Source organism: Aminobacter sp. LjRoot7 (genome assembly GCF_964252895.1).
In the GTDB taxonomy this organism is placed as follows: domain Bacteria; phylum Pseudomonadota; class Alphaproteobacteria; order Rhizobiales; family Rhizobiaceae; genus Aminobacter; species Aminobacter aminovorans_B.
In genome coordinates this window covers 1-14,253 of record NZ_CAXUPX020000007.1, presented here as the reverse complement: position 1 = coordinate 14,253, position 14,253 = coordinate 1, and the positions used below count along the sequence as shown (strand labels likewise).

General features: G+C 62.2%; 19 protein-coding genes and 1 tRNA gene. 9 read left to right on the top strand and 11 right to left on the bottom strand.

Going from position 1 to position 14,253, the window contains the following annotated elements:
- Positions 1-99 precede the first annotated feature (99 nt).
- Both ACSQ3E_RS19140 and ACSQ3E_RS19135 read left to right on the top strand, forming a co-directional pair.
- A complete protein-coding gene (locus ACSQ3E_RS19140; RefSeq protein ID WP_436123910.1) occupies positions 100-576 on the top strand; it encodes a MarR family winged helix-turn-helix transcriptional regulator in 477 nt (158 codons plus the stop codon).
- Positions 573-1,829: a multidrug effflux MFS transporter gene (locus ACSQ3E_RS19135; protein WP_436123909.1), complete on the top strand. Its 1,257-nt coding sequence runs from the start codon at positions 573-575 to the stop codon at positions 1,827-1,829. The genes ACSQ3E_RS19140 and ACSQ3E_RS19135 overlap by 4 nt, the downstream gene beginning before the upstream one ends.
- On the opposite strand, the gene ACSQ3E_RS19130 is transcribed toward ACSQ3E_RS19135, so the two are convergent.
- The 4 genes from ACSQ3E_RS19130 to ACSQ3E_RS19115 are packed head-to-tail and all read right to left on the bottom strand — an operon-like array spanning position 1,826 to position 4,175.
- Positions 1,826-2,230 carry a DUF4440 domain-containing protein gene (locus tag ACSQ3E_RS19130; RefSeq protein ID WP_436123908.1) on the bottom strand — a complete coding sequence of 135 codons (405 nt, stop codon included), beginning with the start codon at positions 2,228-2,230 and terminating at the stop codon, positions 1,826-1,828. The two genes, ACSQ3E_RS19135 and ACSQ3E_RS19130, sit on opposite strands and share 4 nt — an antisense overlap.
- A gap of 27 nt (positions 2,231-2,257) precedes the next feature.
- Positions 2,258-3,010: a DUF429 domain-containing protein gene (locus ACSQ3E_RS19125; protein ID WP_436123907.1), complete on the bottom strand. Its 753-nt coding sequence runs from the start codon at positions 3,008-3,010 to the stop codon at positions 2,258-2,260.
- Positions 3,007-3,912: a pyridoxal kinase PdxY gene (pdxY, locus tag ACSQ3E_RS19120; protein WP_436123906.1), complete on the bottom strand. Its 906-nt coding sequence runs from the start codon at positions 3,910-3,912 to the stop codon at positions 3,007-3,009. Before pdxY ends, ACSQ3E_RS19125 begins: the two co-directional genes overlap by 4 nt.
- A gap of 5 nt (positions 3,913-3,917) precedes the next feature.
- Complete coding sequence (locus tag ACSQ3E_RS19115) at positions 3,918-4,175, bottom strand: hypothetical protein (protein ID WP_310320537.1); 258 nt, start codon at positions 4,173-4,175, stop codon at positions 3,918-3,920.
- Positions 4,176-4,278: 103 nt separating this feature from the next.
- Here ACSQ3E_RS19115 and ACSQ3E_RS19110 point away from each other — a divergent pair, with 103 nt between their 5' ends.
- From ACSQ3E_RS19110 to ppa, 5 genes are all read left to right on the top strand, one after another.
- Positions 4,279-4,914 carry a LemA family protein gene (locus ACSQ3E_RS19110; protein WP_436123905.1) on the top strand — a complete coding sequence of 212 codons (636 nt, stop codon included), beginning with the start codon at positions 4,279-4,281 and terminating at the stop codon, positions 4,912-4,914.
- 213 nt (positions 4,915-5,127) lie between these two features.
- Positions 5,128-5,958: a TPM domain-containing protein gene (locus ACSQ3E_RS19105; protein WP_436123904.1), complete on the top strand. Its 831-nt coding sequence runs from the start codon at positions 5,128-5,130 to the stop codon at positions 5,956-5,958.
- A gap of 6 nt (positions 5,959-5,964) precedes the next feature.
- Positions 5,965-6,603 (top strand): TPM domain-containing protein, encoded by a 639-nt coding sequence (locus ACSQ3E_RS19100; protein WP_436123903.1) that lies wholly within the window; start codon positions 5,965-5,967, stop codon positions 6,601-6,603.
- 129 nt (positions 6,604-6,732) lie between these two features.
- On the top strand, positions 6,733-7,239 hold the full coding sequence (locus ACSQ3E_RS19095) for a GNAT family N-acetyltransferase (protein WP_067956474.1): 507 nt from the start codon (positions 6,733-6,735) through the stop codon (positions 7,237-7,239).
- 104 nt (positions 7,240-7,343) lie between these two features.
- Entirely contained in the window at positions 7,344-7,880 is a 537-nt protein-coding gene (gene ppa, locus ACSQ3E_RS19090; RefSeq protein ID WP_115730301.1) for an inorganic diphosphatase, read from the top strand.
- Between the two features lie 63 nt (positions 7,881-7,943).
- Here ppa and ACSQ3E_RS19085 read toward each other — a convergent pair whose 3' ends face one another.
- The 3 genes from ACSQ3E_RS19085 to ACSQ3E_RS19075 all read right to left on the bottom strand — a co-directional run bounded on the left by ACSQ3E_RS19085 (position 7,944) and on the right by ACSQ3E_RS19075 (position 9,268).
- Positions 7,944-8,552, bottom strand: coding sequence for a hypothetical protein (locus tag ACSQ3E_RS19085; RefSeq protein ID WP_436123902.1), 609 nt, complete (start codon positions 8,550-8,552; stop codon positions 7,944-7,946).
- 79 nt (positions 8,553-8,631) lie between these two features.
- Positions 8,632-8,970 (bottom strand): DUF167 family protein, encoded by a 339-nt coding sequence (locus tag ACSQ3E_RS19080; protein WP_436123901.1) that lies wholly within the window; start codon positions 8,968-8,970, stop codon positions 8,632-8,634.
- Between the two features lie 7 nt (positions 8,971-8,977).
- Positions 8,978-9,268 (bottom strand): YggT family protein, encoded by a 291-nt coding sequence (locus tag ACSQ3E_RS19075; RefSeq protein WP_115733604.1) that lies wholly within the window; start codon positions 9,266-9,268, stop codon positions 8,978-8,980.
- A 311-nt stretch (positions 9,269-9,579) separates the two neighbouring features.
- Here ACSQ3E_RS19075 and ACSQ3E_RS19070 point away from each other — a divergent pair.
- Positions 9,580-9,655: transfer RNA gene (locus ACSQ3E_RS19070), tRNA-Ala, on the top strand.
- 240 nt (positions 9,656-9,895) lie between these two features.
- Here ACSQ3E_RS19070 and ACSQ3E_RS19065 read toward each other — a convergent pair.
- From ACSQ3E_RS19065 to ACSQ3E_RS19050, 4 genes are all read right to left on the bottom strand, one after another.
- A complete protein-coding gene (locus ACSQ3E_RS19065) occupies positions 9,896-11,602 on the bottom strand; it encodes a recombinase family protein (RefSeq protein ID WP_395449432.1) in 1,707 nt (568 codons plus the stop codon).
- Between the two features lie 74 nt (positions 11,603-11,676).
- Entirely contained in the window at positions 11,677-12,219 is a 543-nt protein-coding gene (locus tag ACSQ3E_RS19060) for a DUF2924 domain-containing protein (protein ID WP_395449431.1), read from the bottom strand.
- Positions 12,220-12,241: 22 nt separating this feature from the next.
- Entirely contained in the window at positions 12,242-12,682 is a 441-nt protein-coding gene (locus ACSQ3E_RS19055) for a DUF3489 domain-containing protein (protein WP_246341055.1), read from the bottom strand.
- A gap of 165 nt (positions 12,683-12,847) precedes the next feature.
- Positions 12,848-13,114, bottom strand: coding sequence for a hypothetical protein (locus tag ACSQ3E_RS19050; protein ID WP_154387441.1), 267 nt, complete (start codon positions 13,112-13,114; stop codon positions 12,848-12,850).
- A gap of 313 nt (positions 13,115-13,427) precedes the next feature.
- On the opposite strand from ACSQ3E_RS19050, the gene ACSQ3E_RS19045 reads away from it, so the two are divergent.
- A complete protein-coding gene (locus ACSQ3E_RS19045; protein WP_182575973.1) occupies positions 13,428-13,895 on the top strand; it encodes a MucR family transcriptional regulator in 468 nt (155 codons plus the stop codon).
- Positions 13,896-14,253: the final 358 nt, after the last annotated feature.

Sequence of the window (14,253 nt, the reverse complement as noted above, 5' to 3'; positions counted from 1 at the left end):
ACAGCCTCGATGTAGGGCCGGACCGGATGCCGCGCAACCGCATTGACTCATCGCCATCGCCAAACTAAGTATACCATATAATAAGGATTGCTTACTATAATGTCTGCCGCCCCGGAAACCGACACGTTCGGCTTCATCGTCAATGATCTCTCGCGCGTCATCCGCGCCGAGATGGATCGCCGCACCACCGAAGCCGGCCTCGGCCTGACCACCGGTGAGGGCCGCGCGCTGCTCAACGTCAGCCGCACCGGCCCTATCAGGCAGACGGCATTGGCTGAGCGCCTGGGCGTCGAGGCGATGACCCTGAGCGGCCTCGTCGACCGGCTCGAAGCCAAGGGTTTTGTCGAACGCCAGCCCGATCCGGCGGATCGCCGCGCCAAGCTGGTCACCCTCACCGAGGCAGGTTCCACTGTCGTCAGGCAGATCGAGCCCATTGCCGCTGCGATCCGCAGCGAGGCAGCGCTTGGCATCGATCCAGACGACTGGCAGCGCCTTCTCGTATCGCTGCGCGCAGCCCGCGCCAACCTGCTCGCCACGCGCACCGAAGCGCTTTCGGGCGAGGACGCGGCGGCATGAACATGCGCACCGACATTAGCCAGGCGCTGGACCTCGTCGAAACCGCCCCGATCATGAGCGAGCGCCGGGTTTCGCTGATCGGCGGCCTGATGGTTGCAATCGGCCCTATCTCTCTGGCGCTGTTCACGCCCGCCATGCCCGAGATCGTCCAGGCTTTCGGCACCACCGAAGCCGCGGTCAAGATGACGCTGTCGCTCTATTTCGGCGGCTTCGCCTTCGCCCAGCTCGTCTGCGGCCCGCTCTCCGATGGCTTCGGCCGCCGCCCGATCACGCTCGCCTTCATGGCGATCTATCTTGCCGCCAGCGTGCTGGCGCTGATGGCGCCCAACATCGAAACGCTCGTCGTCGCGCGGTTCCTGCAGGGCGTCGGCGCCGCCGTCGGCGTTTCGGTGGCGCGTGCGGTTGTCCGCGACGTCTTCACCCATGAACGCTCGGCCCGCATCATGAACATGATCGGCATCCTTTTGGCGCTCGGTCCGGCCATTGCGCCGACCCTTGGCGGTCTGACCATGGAGTTCTTCGGCTGGCATGCCATCTTCATGGTGATGGTGCTGCTCGGCATCGTCGTCATGCTGGTGGCGGTCTTTGCCCTGCGCGAAACGGTGACGCGCGACCTGAGCCGCATCCGTCCCCGGGCGCTCTTCACATCGTACGGCTCGTTGTTCCGCAGCCCCTATTTCGTGCTCTGTTGCCTGGTCATCGCCGGCACGACCGGCGCGATCTATACCCAAGCCACCGTGCTGGCCTTCATCCTGATGGAACGCGTCGGCCTCACGCCCACCCAGTTCGGCGTCGGCATGCTGATGCAGACCGCCAACTTCATGGCCGGCGCCATCGTCATGCGCATCTTCATGAAGCGCTACGGCGCCTCACGAATGGTGCCCGTCGGCTTGGTTTTCGTGGCCATCGGCTCGATCGCCATGGCCATCCTGCTCAGGAGCTATGAGCCTTCCTTCCTGCTGGTCATGGTGCCTGTCGGCATCTACGCCTTCGGCATCGCCATGATCTCGCCGGCGATGATGACGGCAGCGATGGCGCCGTTCCCGGAAAATGCCGGTGCAGCCTCCGCCATGATGGGCTTCTTCCAGATGGGCGCCGGCATGGTCGGCGGCGCGGCCGCAGCCTTGATGGGCGACCCGGTCAACGCGCTCGCCAGCGTCATCCCGATCATGGGCCTGATCGCCATCCTGTCGTGGCTGGTCTGGCGCCGGCTGCCGGAGCCGTCGCTGATGTCACGCCTGAAGCAGGGCTAGAAGCCGTCGCAGTTCTCGCCGATCGTCATCTGCGTGTTGGCGACGATCAGGCCGCTCCTGGTGGTGAATGTCTCGCGCGTCGTCATGTCGTTGTTGGGAAAATCATAGCAGGTGCGCACCACGACAGTGTCGCCCATTTCCGCTTCGATCTTGTGGCGGATATTGGCGCCCTTCACTGCGGTCTGCCATTCGTCCATCGATGCGATGAATTCGGACTTGCTCTGGGTCACGCCGATATCGTCGAGCCGTATCGTCGCGTTGTCGGCCAAAAGTTGCGAAAGGGCCGGACCGTCCGCCTTGAGCAGGGCCTGATACCAGCGGTCGACGATGCTTTCCTGCGCAATTGCGCCGGCGGTCACCAGCAGCGCCAGGACTGTTGCAATCGTACGAACCGGCACCATCGCACGCCTCCATCTCGGACGCGGACATTAAACCCAGATCGCGACAGGAATGCCATGGCTATCGCGCTCCGGCGGCGACGGAAAGCTTGCGGTCTCGCCACGCCGATGCCGTTCGGCGATCAGCATCATCGCGCAGGCGTCGAGGAAATCGTCGGCGGCTGCACCGCGCGGCGGCGTCTGGTCGAGAAAGCCGCGGTCATGGCCGACGCGTGCCAGCAGCACTCTGCGCTCCTCCATGCCGTCGGGATTCACGCGCCCCTTGATCTTCTTGGGCAAGCTCATCGCCTGCCCGCCATTGAGCCGCCAGAACGCCACCTCCGGATGGGATTCGATCACCCGCTCGCGCAATTCGGGCCGCGCCATCATCAACGCGTCGATCTCGCGGATCTTGGAAAAGATGCCGAAAGCCTGGATCGACACGCCGCGCGGCGGCTCAGAGGTCTGCATGGCGACCTCGCTCGACCTGCGATGCGCGGCATACCAGGCCTCAAGATCGGTGAAGTCGGCGATGTCAGCGTAGACGGCCGCGCGCGACGGAATCGAGAACACGCTCGACTGCCGCTGGCCGAGCACCGGCCGCACAAGCGTCTCGGGCCCGCGTCCGCCTTTGGTCGTGAAGTCAGGCAGGCCGATCGGCATGTCGACGGCCACCACCGCATCGTCCGGAATTGCCGCCAACAGCGTTTCGAAGCTGCCAAACACCTGGGCTTTCGTCCCGGCGTCGTCGCGGATCACTGCGATCCAGCCGGCCTTGCAACCATCGACGCCGGCAACCGTCACGCCCCAGGTTCCTGGCCGGGTTTGCGGCTCCGCGAGGGATGGATGAGCGTGCGCAGCTCGACCATTGCCATCGGATGCGACAGACTTTGCGCATCGGTTTCGAGCTGCAGCTCGTCGCCGCCGCGCTTCGACGTGCGCGCCAGGATTTCGTAGACTGCAGCCGTGGTCGACTGCAGTGCCTTGGACGGCGTGTGGCCGGCCAGCAGCCGGGCCAGGAAGACGGCGGCGCTCAGGTCGCCAAGCCCGTTCGGCGGGCGCTCGACGGTGCGGTGCTCGGCCAAAAGCGCCTGCGTCTGGGTGACAAGCAGGTTGCCGGTGCCGTTGGCCATCATCGCCGGCGCCGAGGTGACCAGCATCGTTGCCGGCCCGAGCCTGAGCGCCGCCGCCATTGTCGCGCGCATGTCATCGGCCGCAGCACCTGCCAGCCATTCCAGCTCATAGCGATTGGGCGTGGCGATATCGGCCAAAGGCAGCAACCGGTCGCGAATGCCCGTAGCCAGTGCCTCGGCCACATAAAGCCCGCCCTTGTCGCCGATGACGGGATCGCAGACATAGAGCGCCTTCGGATTTCGCGCCTTCACTGTCTCGACCAGCGAGGCCACAGCCTCGACCTGGCCTGGCTCGCCAAGGTAGCCCGACAGCACCGCGGCCACTTCGCCAAGCCACGGCGCGCGCTCGAGATCGGCCATGAAAGCCCCGAACTGTTCGGTCGGCGGCACGATGCGCGTCGCGCGGCCATGGCCCGGATGCCACGGCAGCAGCACGGTCGGCACCGCCCAGACGGGATGGCCGAGCGTCTCCAGCGCAAACACCGCCGCGCGATTGCCCACCGACCCGCGCGCGACATGGCTCGACACGACGATGACCGCGCGTGGCGCGGCTGTCCCGGCTTCAGATGTCATGAAATTTATCCGCCTCGAACGAGATAGTTGATCAGCCACAGGACGAGGCCAATGGTCAGGAGAAAGCCGAGGATGCGGCCGATGCGCGTGCCGATGTGCTCGATCGGGTCGGCCTTGTCGACGTCGGCGGCGGAAAGATGCTTGCGCATTTCGCCGGTCTTGCGCTGCACGAAGGAGGCCCCGCCGGGTTCGCTCTCGCGCGCAATGCGGTCGAGGATACGGCGCGATTCCTTTTCGCCTTCGCTGTCTCTTGGCGACGCCATCGTCGAAATTCTCCCGGCATTCGCGCCAAATCAAACGCCGGTTTTCTCCGGCCCTGTTTTTCGATAATGCTGTCGTATCAGTTGCTTTGTCGAGGACAAACAGATGCGCATGCAAGCTTCGTCGGCACTACCTGCTTTCCGTCTGCTTCCGGCTTTCGTCCTGCTGGCGATCGTCATGCCGTTGCTGTCGGCCTGTGGTTACAACACCATCCCGACCCAGGAAGAGCAGGCGAAGGCCGCCTGGAGCGAAGTGCTGAACCAGTATCAGCGCCGCGCCGACCTGATCCCCAACCTGGTCGAGACGGTGAAGGGGTATGCCTCGCATGAAAAGGAGACGCTCGAAAGCGTCGTCGAGGCCCGCGCCAAGGCAACCCAGGTGACGGTGACACCCGAGACCCTGACCGACCCCAATGCCTTCAAGGCATTCCAGGACAACCAGGCCGGCCTCACCAGCGCGCTGTCGCGCCTGCTCGCCGTTGTCGAAAACTACCCCGACCTCAAGGCCAACCAGAATTTCCTGGCCCTGCAGGCCCAGCTCGAAGGCACCGAAAACCGTATCGCCGTTGCCCGCCGCGACTACATCGAGACCGTTCGCGTCTACAACACCTCGCTCAAGACCTTCCCCGCCATGATCTGGAACACGCTCTGGTTCCGCAACCAGCCGTTCCAGAACTTCACCGTCGCCGAAGACAAGCTCGACGCGCCCAAGGTGAATTTCGGCACCAGCCAAGGCGGTTGAGCGTAGCGTCGCGTTTCAAGTGAAGTGGCAGAAATGACCTTGAGCGCGGGCGCCTGGACACCCCCCTCTGGCCTGCCGGCCATCTCCCCCACAAAGGGGGAGGTCGGCCGGCCGCATCGCCTGCGCCAATCACAAACGTTGAAGGACCAGCGTCACAGCCGACGCAGCCAATCTCCCCCTTTGTGGGGGAAATGGCCGGCAGGCCAGAGAGGGGTGTTCAAGCGCTTCCTGACGATTGTCAGTGCACTCCTGCTGCTGTTGTTCGCGGCCCCCTCTTTCGCCGCCGAACTCCCCGCCCTTACCGGCCGCGTCGTCGACGATGCCGGCATCATCGACGCTGCCACCGAGGCCGAACTCGTCCAGAAACTTGCGGCTTTCGAGCAGAAATCCTCCGACCAGATCGTCGTCGCCACCATCCCGAGCCTCGATGGCGAGGAGATCGAGCCCTACGCCAACCGCCTGTTCCGCGCCTGGAAGCTCGGCCAGGCCGGCGAGGACAACGGCGTGCTGCTGATCGTGGCGCCCAACGACCGGCGCATGCGCATCGAGGTCGGTTATGGCCTCGAGGGTGTGCTCACCGACCTGCACACCAAGCTGATCATCGAAAACACCATGGTGCCGGCATTCCGCGCCGGCGACTTCTCGGGCGGCATCTCCAAGGCAGTCGACGACATCGTCATGGTCGTCGAGGGCGAAGGCGCCGAGCTCGAGGCGCGCGCCAAGCGCAACGAGCAGACCGGCGTCTCCGGCTGGAGCGAAGACGACATCATATTCTTCGTCTTCATAGCGCTTTGGGCGACGCTTTTCTTCGGCGGCATGGCCATGGCTGTCCTGCCGCGCATCTATGGCCGCAAGCTTGGACCCGGCCGCTACGAGTGGCTGGGCATGACCTTCAACTACAACCAGCGCTCCGGCTCGTCGTCGTCGGGCGGCGGCTGGTCCTCGGGTGGTGGCGGCGGAGGCTGGTCGTCGGGCGGAGGCGGCGGCGGATTTTCCGGCGGAGGCGGCTCCTCCGGCGGCGGCGGTTCTTCGGGGAGCTGGTAGGATGACATGACCCAGGCCACCCTCACCCCCAGCGACCACGAACGCATCGCAGCCGCCATCCGCGCCGCCGAGGCCGAGACAGCGGGCGAGATTTACTGCGTCGTCGCCCATCGCAGCGACGGCTATTTCTGCGCTGCCGCCTTCGCCGTCATGACGGGCATCCTGCTGGTCAGCCTCGCCGCAGCCTTCGCGCTCGAACATTGGTGGGTCGCCGTCCGGCTGCCGCATTTCGTCATCGTCCAGCTGCTGGCGGTGGCCGCTGCCTGCGCGCTGTTGTGGTGGCTGCCCGGCCTGCGCATCCGGCTTGTGCCGCGCGGCCTGCTCTACCGCGCCGCCCACGCCAATGCGCTCAGGCAGTTCTATGCCCGCAACGTGCATCTCACCAGCGCGCGCACCGGTGTGCTGATCTTCGTATCGCTGACCGAACGCTACGCCGAGGTCGTCGCCGACGCCGGTATCCACGCCAAGGTACCTCAGGACGCCTGGGATAGCATCGTCCGCGACCTCACAGGAGAGGCGCGCGCCAACCGCCTCGCCGACGGCTTCGTTGCGGCTATCGCCACCGTCGGCACCCTGCTGGCCCGGCATTTCCCGGTGTCATCAGCTGACGTCAACGAACTCGACGATCACCTCGTCGAGATCTGACCGCACGGCCCCGGTGAGTCCATTTGGACACACCTGCTCCTGATCATCGATCCCGATCACGTGAAACGCCATTCCGGCGGCGGGCGGACTCTTTGCAACTGTCGCGACGCGGTCTATGGTTAAGAAACTATGAACACGCTGACGATCGACATCAGGAAAGCCGAACCCCGCGACGCGGATGCCATCGCCGAGGTCCATCACGAGGCATGGCGCGGCGCCTATTCCGGCATCATCCCGCACCGGGCGCTGACCACGATGATCAACCGTCGCGGCGGCGAATGGTGGGCCAATGCCATCCGACGCGCCGCAACCGTGCTGGTGATCGAGATCGGCGGCAAGATCGCCGGCTACGCCACCCTTGGCCGCAACCGCGCCCGCGAGCTCAAGCAGCAGGGCGAGATCTACGAGCTCTACCTGCGCCCCGAATGCCAGGGCATCGGCCTCGGCAGCCGTCTGTTCGCTGCCGCCCGCCAGCGCCTTGCCGACCACGGCCTCAAGGGCATGGTCGTCTGGGCGCTCGAGGAGAACGACAACGCGCTCGCCTTCTATTCCGGTGCCGGCGGCCGCGACATCGCCGAAGGCGTCGAGGTTTTCGACCACAAGGCGCTGAAGAAAGTCGCCTTCGTCTGGGAGTGAGCGGGAAAGCAAGCCTTTCGTCGCAGTATCCCGACATCAATATTGCATTGCACACGCGCCCCAAGGCGTTTATCGGGAGGCACCTTTAATTCTGGAGCTTCCCCATGCGCATCGATGCGATTTCGATCGGCAAGAATCCGCCTGAAGACGTCAACGTGATCGTCGAAGTGCCTGTCGGCGGCCAGCCGATCAAGTACGAGATGGACAAGGAAGCCGGCACGCTCGTCGTCGACCGCTTCCTCTACACCCCGATGCACTATCCGGGTAACTACGGCTTCGTGCCGCACACGCTTTCCGGCGACGGCGATCCGATCGACGTCCTGGTCTGCAACACCCGTCAGCTCATCCCCGGCTGTGTCATCAATGTGCGCCCGATCGGCGTGCTGGTCATGGAAGACAATGCCGGCCAGGACGAGAAGGTCATCGCCGTGCCGTCGCCCAAGCTGACGCGCCGCTACGAGAACGTCTTCAACCACACCGACCTGCCCGAGATCACCCTGCAGCAGATCGAGCACTTCTTCGGCCACTACAAGGATCTCGAGCCCGGCAAGTGGGTCAAGATCGGCGGCTGGCACGACGCGGCCTACGCCAAGAAGATGATCGTCGAGGCCATCGACCGCGCCAAGGCGCTGAAGGCCTGAGGCTTCTCGCTTCCAGCATAGCCTGGTGAACATGGGGCGCGGTTCGGCATTGCCGGCCGCGCCCTAATTCTTTGTCTTGCCTTCCGAATAGAACACCGGCATCGGATCGCCGACGATCACCCGTTCGTCCGAGCCGCAGGCGAAGTCGCGCGCCTGCTCGTCGGCGATCTTGCGCGCCAGCTCGTTGGCCTTGGGCTCGCCGGTCGCCATCACCAGCGCAACCACGCAGCCGTCGGCCTTGCCCGGCTGCCCGACCTTCGCCACGACCAGCACCTCGATTTCCTTGTCTCCCTCGGCAGGTTCCGCCTGCACGTACCAGCGGCGGATGGTCGCGAACGGGATCACCTTGCCGTCATGGCTCGAAATGCGCCATTCGGCCTTGCCGGCGGTTCTGTTGAACGTCTCGAAGCTCTGCCAGGGGACATCGACGAAATCGGCGGGCGGAAAACCGTAGAACACGGATTCCCGGAGATCCGCCGCAAACACCAGCACCGGATAGCCACGATATCCCGGGCAGACCATGTTGGCATAGTCGCCGTCATCTGCGCCGGCCTTGTCGAAGACCACGCAGTCCGTATCGGTGTTGGTTTCGACATAGACGCTGGAGATTTCTTCCGCCATGGCCTGATGCCACGGCATGGCAAGAGCCAGTGCCAAGACAAGCTTCCGCATTCCGCGCCTCCCCTCCGAACCTGCGATGCGCGCAACATCCCGCGCGCATGCAACCGGAGTATGTCGCGCCAGAGCCGCGTTATCCAGAGTGCCGGCTCAGCGCCCGGGCTCCGCGCCCGGCAAGCCCCATCATGAGCTTGGCCAGTTCGGCGGTATTGCCGATTATGCGAATGGTCTTCAGCCGCGACGTACCGCCGGCGACAACCTTTACGGATTTTCTGGGAATGCCGAACTCGGCTGCGAGCAGCTTCTCCAGCGCCGAATTGGCCTCGCCCTTCTCCGGCACCGCGCGCACGCGGGCTGCCAGATGGCAGCGCCCGTCGGCCGTCCGTTCGACGGCGTCCTTCGCGGCACGCGGCGTCAGCCTGACATAAAGCTCGACGCCGTCATCGCGCTCCCTGAAAAAGCTGGCCGCCACCAAAAGGTCAGAGGACCAGCGGTGCCACCGTGGTGAGAATGAACTGCCTGACGAAGAACAGCGCGAGCAGAAGCACGATTGGCGAGATGTCGATGCCGCCAAGGTCGGGCATCAGGCGACGGATCGGCCGCAGCGCCGGCTCGGTCAGGCGGAACAGCATGTTGCCGATGGTGCCGACGACCTGGTTGCGCGGATTGACCACGTTGAAAGCATACAGCCAGGAGAAGATCGCCGAGGCGATAATGATCCACCAGTAGAGGTCGAGGGCCAGAACGATGGTCTGAATGAGGGCGAGCATGCCATTCTCCAATGAATTGCCGACATTTAGCCATTGCACGCCTGAGCGGCAAGTCCCGCAAGGTCGAAGCAGCTCCTTCTGCGACCAAGTGATCGCCCTTGCATCGCCAACGGGTCACGCCAACTGCGCCGGCCTTTCCACAGATTCGCCGCGTCGCTTGCCACCCGTGCGAACCTGCTCTTGGCAACGCGTGCGGCCGTTGCACTGGAAACGCAGCCTTGCCGCAGCCGATGCGGATGATGTCGCCCCTACGTCAACTGCTCGCTTGACAGACGGCTTCGAGCGCCAATAAATGCGGCCATCCGCTGGACGGGGCTGTAGCTCAGCTGGGAGAGCGCGTCGTTCGCAATGACGAGGTCAGGAGTTCGATCCTCCTCAGCTCCACCAGCGGAATATTGGCAAACCACCACTTCTCCCCTCGCTCAGAATTACCTCGACTTTTCCGTGGCTTAGCGCAGAGAGAGACCCAAGGGCTGGTCTCACCGGGCCCTGAGACCGGCAATTCTGGGGCAATTGCGGGCGCCGTCTCTGTGGCCGTTTTCCGTGACCAATTCGCCGGACAAATGATTATGCCTGCATCCCAAGGATGCAGGCATAACTGTGAGCTTGAACAGCGTGTTGCTGGAGTTAGCTGCGAAGCTGAGCGGCCTGCGCTGACCAATCCATCGATAGATCCAGCCGCGCCAAAATACGTGCGGACAGCTCGACGGGTTGCAAGCCCGTCAAGATCTCATTGGTAAGCTGCGGCGAGAGGAATGCCAGCGGTAATAGGCGACTAATCTCGGCCGGATGCACGTCGAAGTGATCGGCGATTTCGACGAGCGTGATTCCGGCTCGCTCGGTGAGCATTGCAAGGTAGAGTTGGGCCTTGGCAATGAGGGCTACAAGCGGCGCGGCCGGTTGCCGCGCTGGAGCATTTTCGGGATCCAGGATGAGTCGCGCTTCAATACCGCGTCGCTTGAATACGATCGGAACGACGATGGTTTCTATGGTAACGGTACTGGGATCTGTCGCGCTGGCCTCAACCAATTCAGTTTGAACGCTGACGTCGATCAGCATTCGGATCAAGGCAGCACGGTCGATGTCAAAGCAGATCTCCGTTGCAGAGAGTGTGATCCGTTTGAACAACATCTGCAGAATGGCCTTTGCCTGGACATTCGTTTGGCAGGACGCCAAGCGGTCGGCTATCTGTGATGCGCCGCTCAAGCCTGAAAGAACCATGTCTGGCGCGATATCAGCAGCAATCCACTCCGAGAGCTTGATCTGATCAGACAGTAGCCTCCTTGCGAAGGAGCGGACGACGTTTTCCAGCTCCGAAGCCGAAACGCGCCAGCCGCCCTCATCACGACGATCCTTCGGCAGGAGTCGGCTCGAGATGTAGTAGCGATAGCGCTTGCCACGATTGGTCGCATGGGTTGGCCGCAGCCGGTCTCCAGTTTCGTCAAAGACAATCCCTGACAGCAAATGCGTATCGGGATGAACGGACGAACCCTTGGCGCGGACGGCCCCCAGCGCCATCAGTTCTTGGACCTTGTTGAACAACTCATTGTCGACGATGGGTTGGTGTTCACCGTCGTAGATGTTGCCGAGATGGCGCAGCTTGCCAATGTAGAGCGGATTGGCCAGCATCTTGTAGACCATGCCTGCATGCATCCGGCGGGTGAAAGGATAGGCACCGACCACGTTGGGCGTTTGGCCGATGCTGATTGCCTGCCGGTTTACCTCCGCTACAAGCGCCGGCACTGACCGAAGTTGCACATAGCGTTCGAACAAGCCGCGCACGAAACCGGCTTCCGGCTCCTTGATCACCAACTTCCTCTGCAGCACCGTATAGCCCAGCGGCACAGTACCTCCCATCCACATGCCCTTTTTCTTGGAGGCGGCGATCTTGTCACGGATGCGCTCGGCAGTGACCTCGCGTTCGAACTGGGCAAAGGATAAGAGCACATTAAGCGTGAGCCTGCCCATGGAGGTGGTCGTGTTGAACTGCTGGGTGACGGAGACGAACGAGACACTGCTGTCGTCGAAGATTTCGACGATGCGCGAGAAATCCATCAGAGAGCGGGTCAGTCGGTCGATCTTGTAGACCACCACGACATCTATCTTGCGATCGCGGATATCCTGGAGCAGCCGCTGCAATGCCGGTCGTTCCATCGTACCGCCCGAGATGCCACCATCATCATATCGGTCAGCGACCAGTTTCCAGCCAAGCCCAACTTGCGAGGCGATGAAAGCGGCACATGCTTCACGTTGAGCATCGAGTGAGTTGAACTCCTGATCGAGACCTTCCTCACTCGATTTGCGGGTGTAGATCGCACAGCGCAGCTTCGACATACCCAGCCTGGCTTCATCCGATGGCTGCCGGGTGCTGCCATTTCCGTAACTGTGTGACCGTCTTGAAGCCGCACTCATCGTGTCACCAGTCCGAAAAACCTTGGTCCCGACCAGTGGGTTCCAGTGATCTTGCGGGTAATTGCGGTCAGCGAGGAGTAGAGCTTACCCTCGAAGACATAACCACCTTCGATCACGTCGACGACATGTGTTCGGCCGTTCCAGTCGCGTATCAACCTTGCGCCCGGCTGTGCATCGCGGCGCTTCGGTTTCGATAAGCTTCCACTGCCCGTTTTGGCTCCAGCCGCCGCCAACGGCTGTTCACGGCGACTTGTGCTGGCAAGAGGCACGGTAGCTTGGGTACCATCAGTTTTCTGGGCGAGCTGATTGGCGCGGCGATCGGCCAAGGTCTTACTAACGTCCGCCATGGCGAACTTGAGGCGGCGCCGCGTCTCGGCGGAGTAGCTGCCGAGACGTTTGGCCTGGAGATGCCAGGCGGCCGACCGGATCAGGAGCACGCGGCGCACACTGGTCGGGGGCAAGGAGCCATACTGCTTTTGCCAACGAGCGCTAAGTTCGTCCCGCGAGAGGGTTTCCAGTTCCGCAAGCTCCTGCTCCAAGTTGCCATCCGCTCTCATGGCGTCAGACCACCGCGGCGGCGTCATTGATGCGATACCGGCGCAAGCCGTCTTTGCTAGTCTCGCTGATAAGGTTCAGACCGAGTTTCTTCTTCACGGTTCCGGAGAGAAAGCCGCGCACCGAATGGGCCTGCCAACCGGTGGCGTCGATGAGCTGATGGAGCGTCGCGCCCTTGGTCAGCCGTAGCTTCTTCAGCACCATCTCTGCCTTGGTCTCGGTTGGCCGAGTCTTCTTGACCTTGGTCACTGACGTCTCGGATGTAGGCGCGCCCTTCGGCATCGTCTTCCCACGCACGACCTGTGCTTTGCTCTTCGGAGCCGGTTTCGCAGCGGCGCCCGGGTCGCTTGCAGCGCCCGCGCCTGCCTCACCCATCATAACGTCACTGGCAGCCTCTGCCCGCTTAAACTCGACTGCATCCGAGGTCGAAGTTTTGGAAATGGCCATAGTCTTTCTCCGCAAATCACAGCGCCGAACCATTCGGCGCCGGTACTGACGGAAGCCCGCATCTGGCGGGCGAAGAACTTTTGGGCGGGGTGGCCTCTCATCTCATCGGGGCAAAAGCCTCACCCCGTCTTAAGCAACCATGCTTGCTTTGGTCTGGAAGTCCACTCAGGTTGCCGATCGGCGCTGCGCTGCATGCACAAGGTCGAAGGCATCTCGCCAACTGCTCGATGCCCGTCCAATTGCGTCGCTGCCGACCTCTGCCAGCACGGTAAGCGCTGTCGGCTCAATGTTGTCTTGTGCAACCGCCAGGACCGTCAGATTTGAGATCACCGCATTGAGCCGTCGCAGTTCCGGCTCGATTCCAGACAGAACTGCTCGGAGGCGGGCATCGCCGTCATCCTTCAGCTGGGTCTTTACTTCTTCCTTCGGCATGAATGCCTCCGCCATTGCGTTCGACACCACACATGCTTGCTGTTGCCTGGAAGTCCAGCGGGAGATGACCAAATGTGCAGAACAAATTCTGACACCTAAGGATAGGTACCCTCAGTCGCACATATTGGAGTTAAGCAGTATGCGCAAAAATACGCTCCATCAGCTCACATCAGCTGTATTTTGCGAATGACACCGTCATACGGAGAATATTGTGTTATTCAGAAAATCTTTGGCTCATTTTCAGTTGCCGACATCAGTAGCTTCTATTAGACAGCAGTGGTGACCCCTCAAACATTATTCATTAAGGCTGGCCATGTCTGACAAAATTGCCGAAACCACGCTGCTGCTGCCCCTAACTGCAGATATTGTTGCTGCTTACGTATCGAACAATCCGGTGCCCGCTACCGAACTTGCTGATCTGATCAATCAAGTACATCATTCAGTTCAGGCATTGTCCGCTGGTTCGAGCACCGAACCAGCCGGACCGACCGAAGTCCAGAAGCCCGCTGTCCCCATTAAGAAGTCGGTCACTCCGGATTACATGATCTCACTCGAGGATGGCCAGAAATACAAATCTATCAAGCGCCATCTGATGTCCAAGTATGGCATGACACCGGCAGACTACCGCGCCAAATGGGGTCTCCCGAACGACTATCCAATGGTGGCTCCCAATTACTCAGCGGCACGCTCCGAACTGGCCAAACAGCTGGGACTCGGGCGGAAGCCGACCAAGAACAAGAAAGCTCCCGCCAAGGCGAGCCGCACCGCAAAGAGCAAGTGATACGCGCGCGGCCAACGAGCAATCTGTATTGGCTACTAGGCACGGGAAATGCTTCGCGCCGTTATCTAGGGCAATGGACGCCGATTACCAGCGTCCGTGTCCGACGGCGGACTCCCTAAAGCGAGCATATTACAGTCGAAGGATATCCCAATCCTGCTGACCTGCACCCAACCTGGACCTCCGTTGAACCAGGATTCATGTCTGGGATGAGGCGACTAGACTTCAGGTTCTGCACAACAGCTTTGCACCTCCATTCCGCCCGCCCAAGCTACTTATGCGAGTCCCCCAAAACCGCCATTCGCTAGGTGTCTGGTCCCGGAGTGTGGGGGAATCAGTCAAGCTGATCCTTCATTCCGGC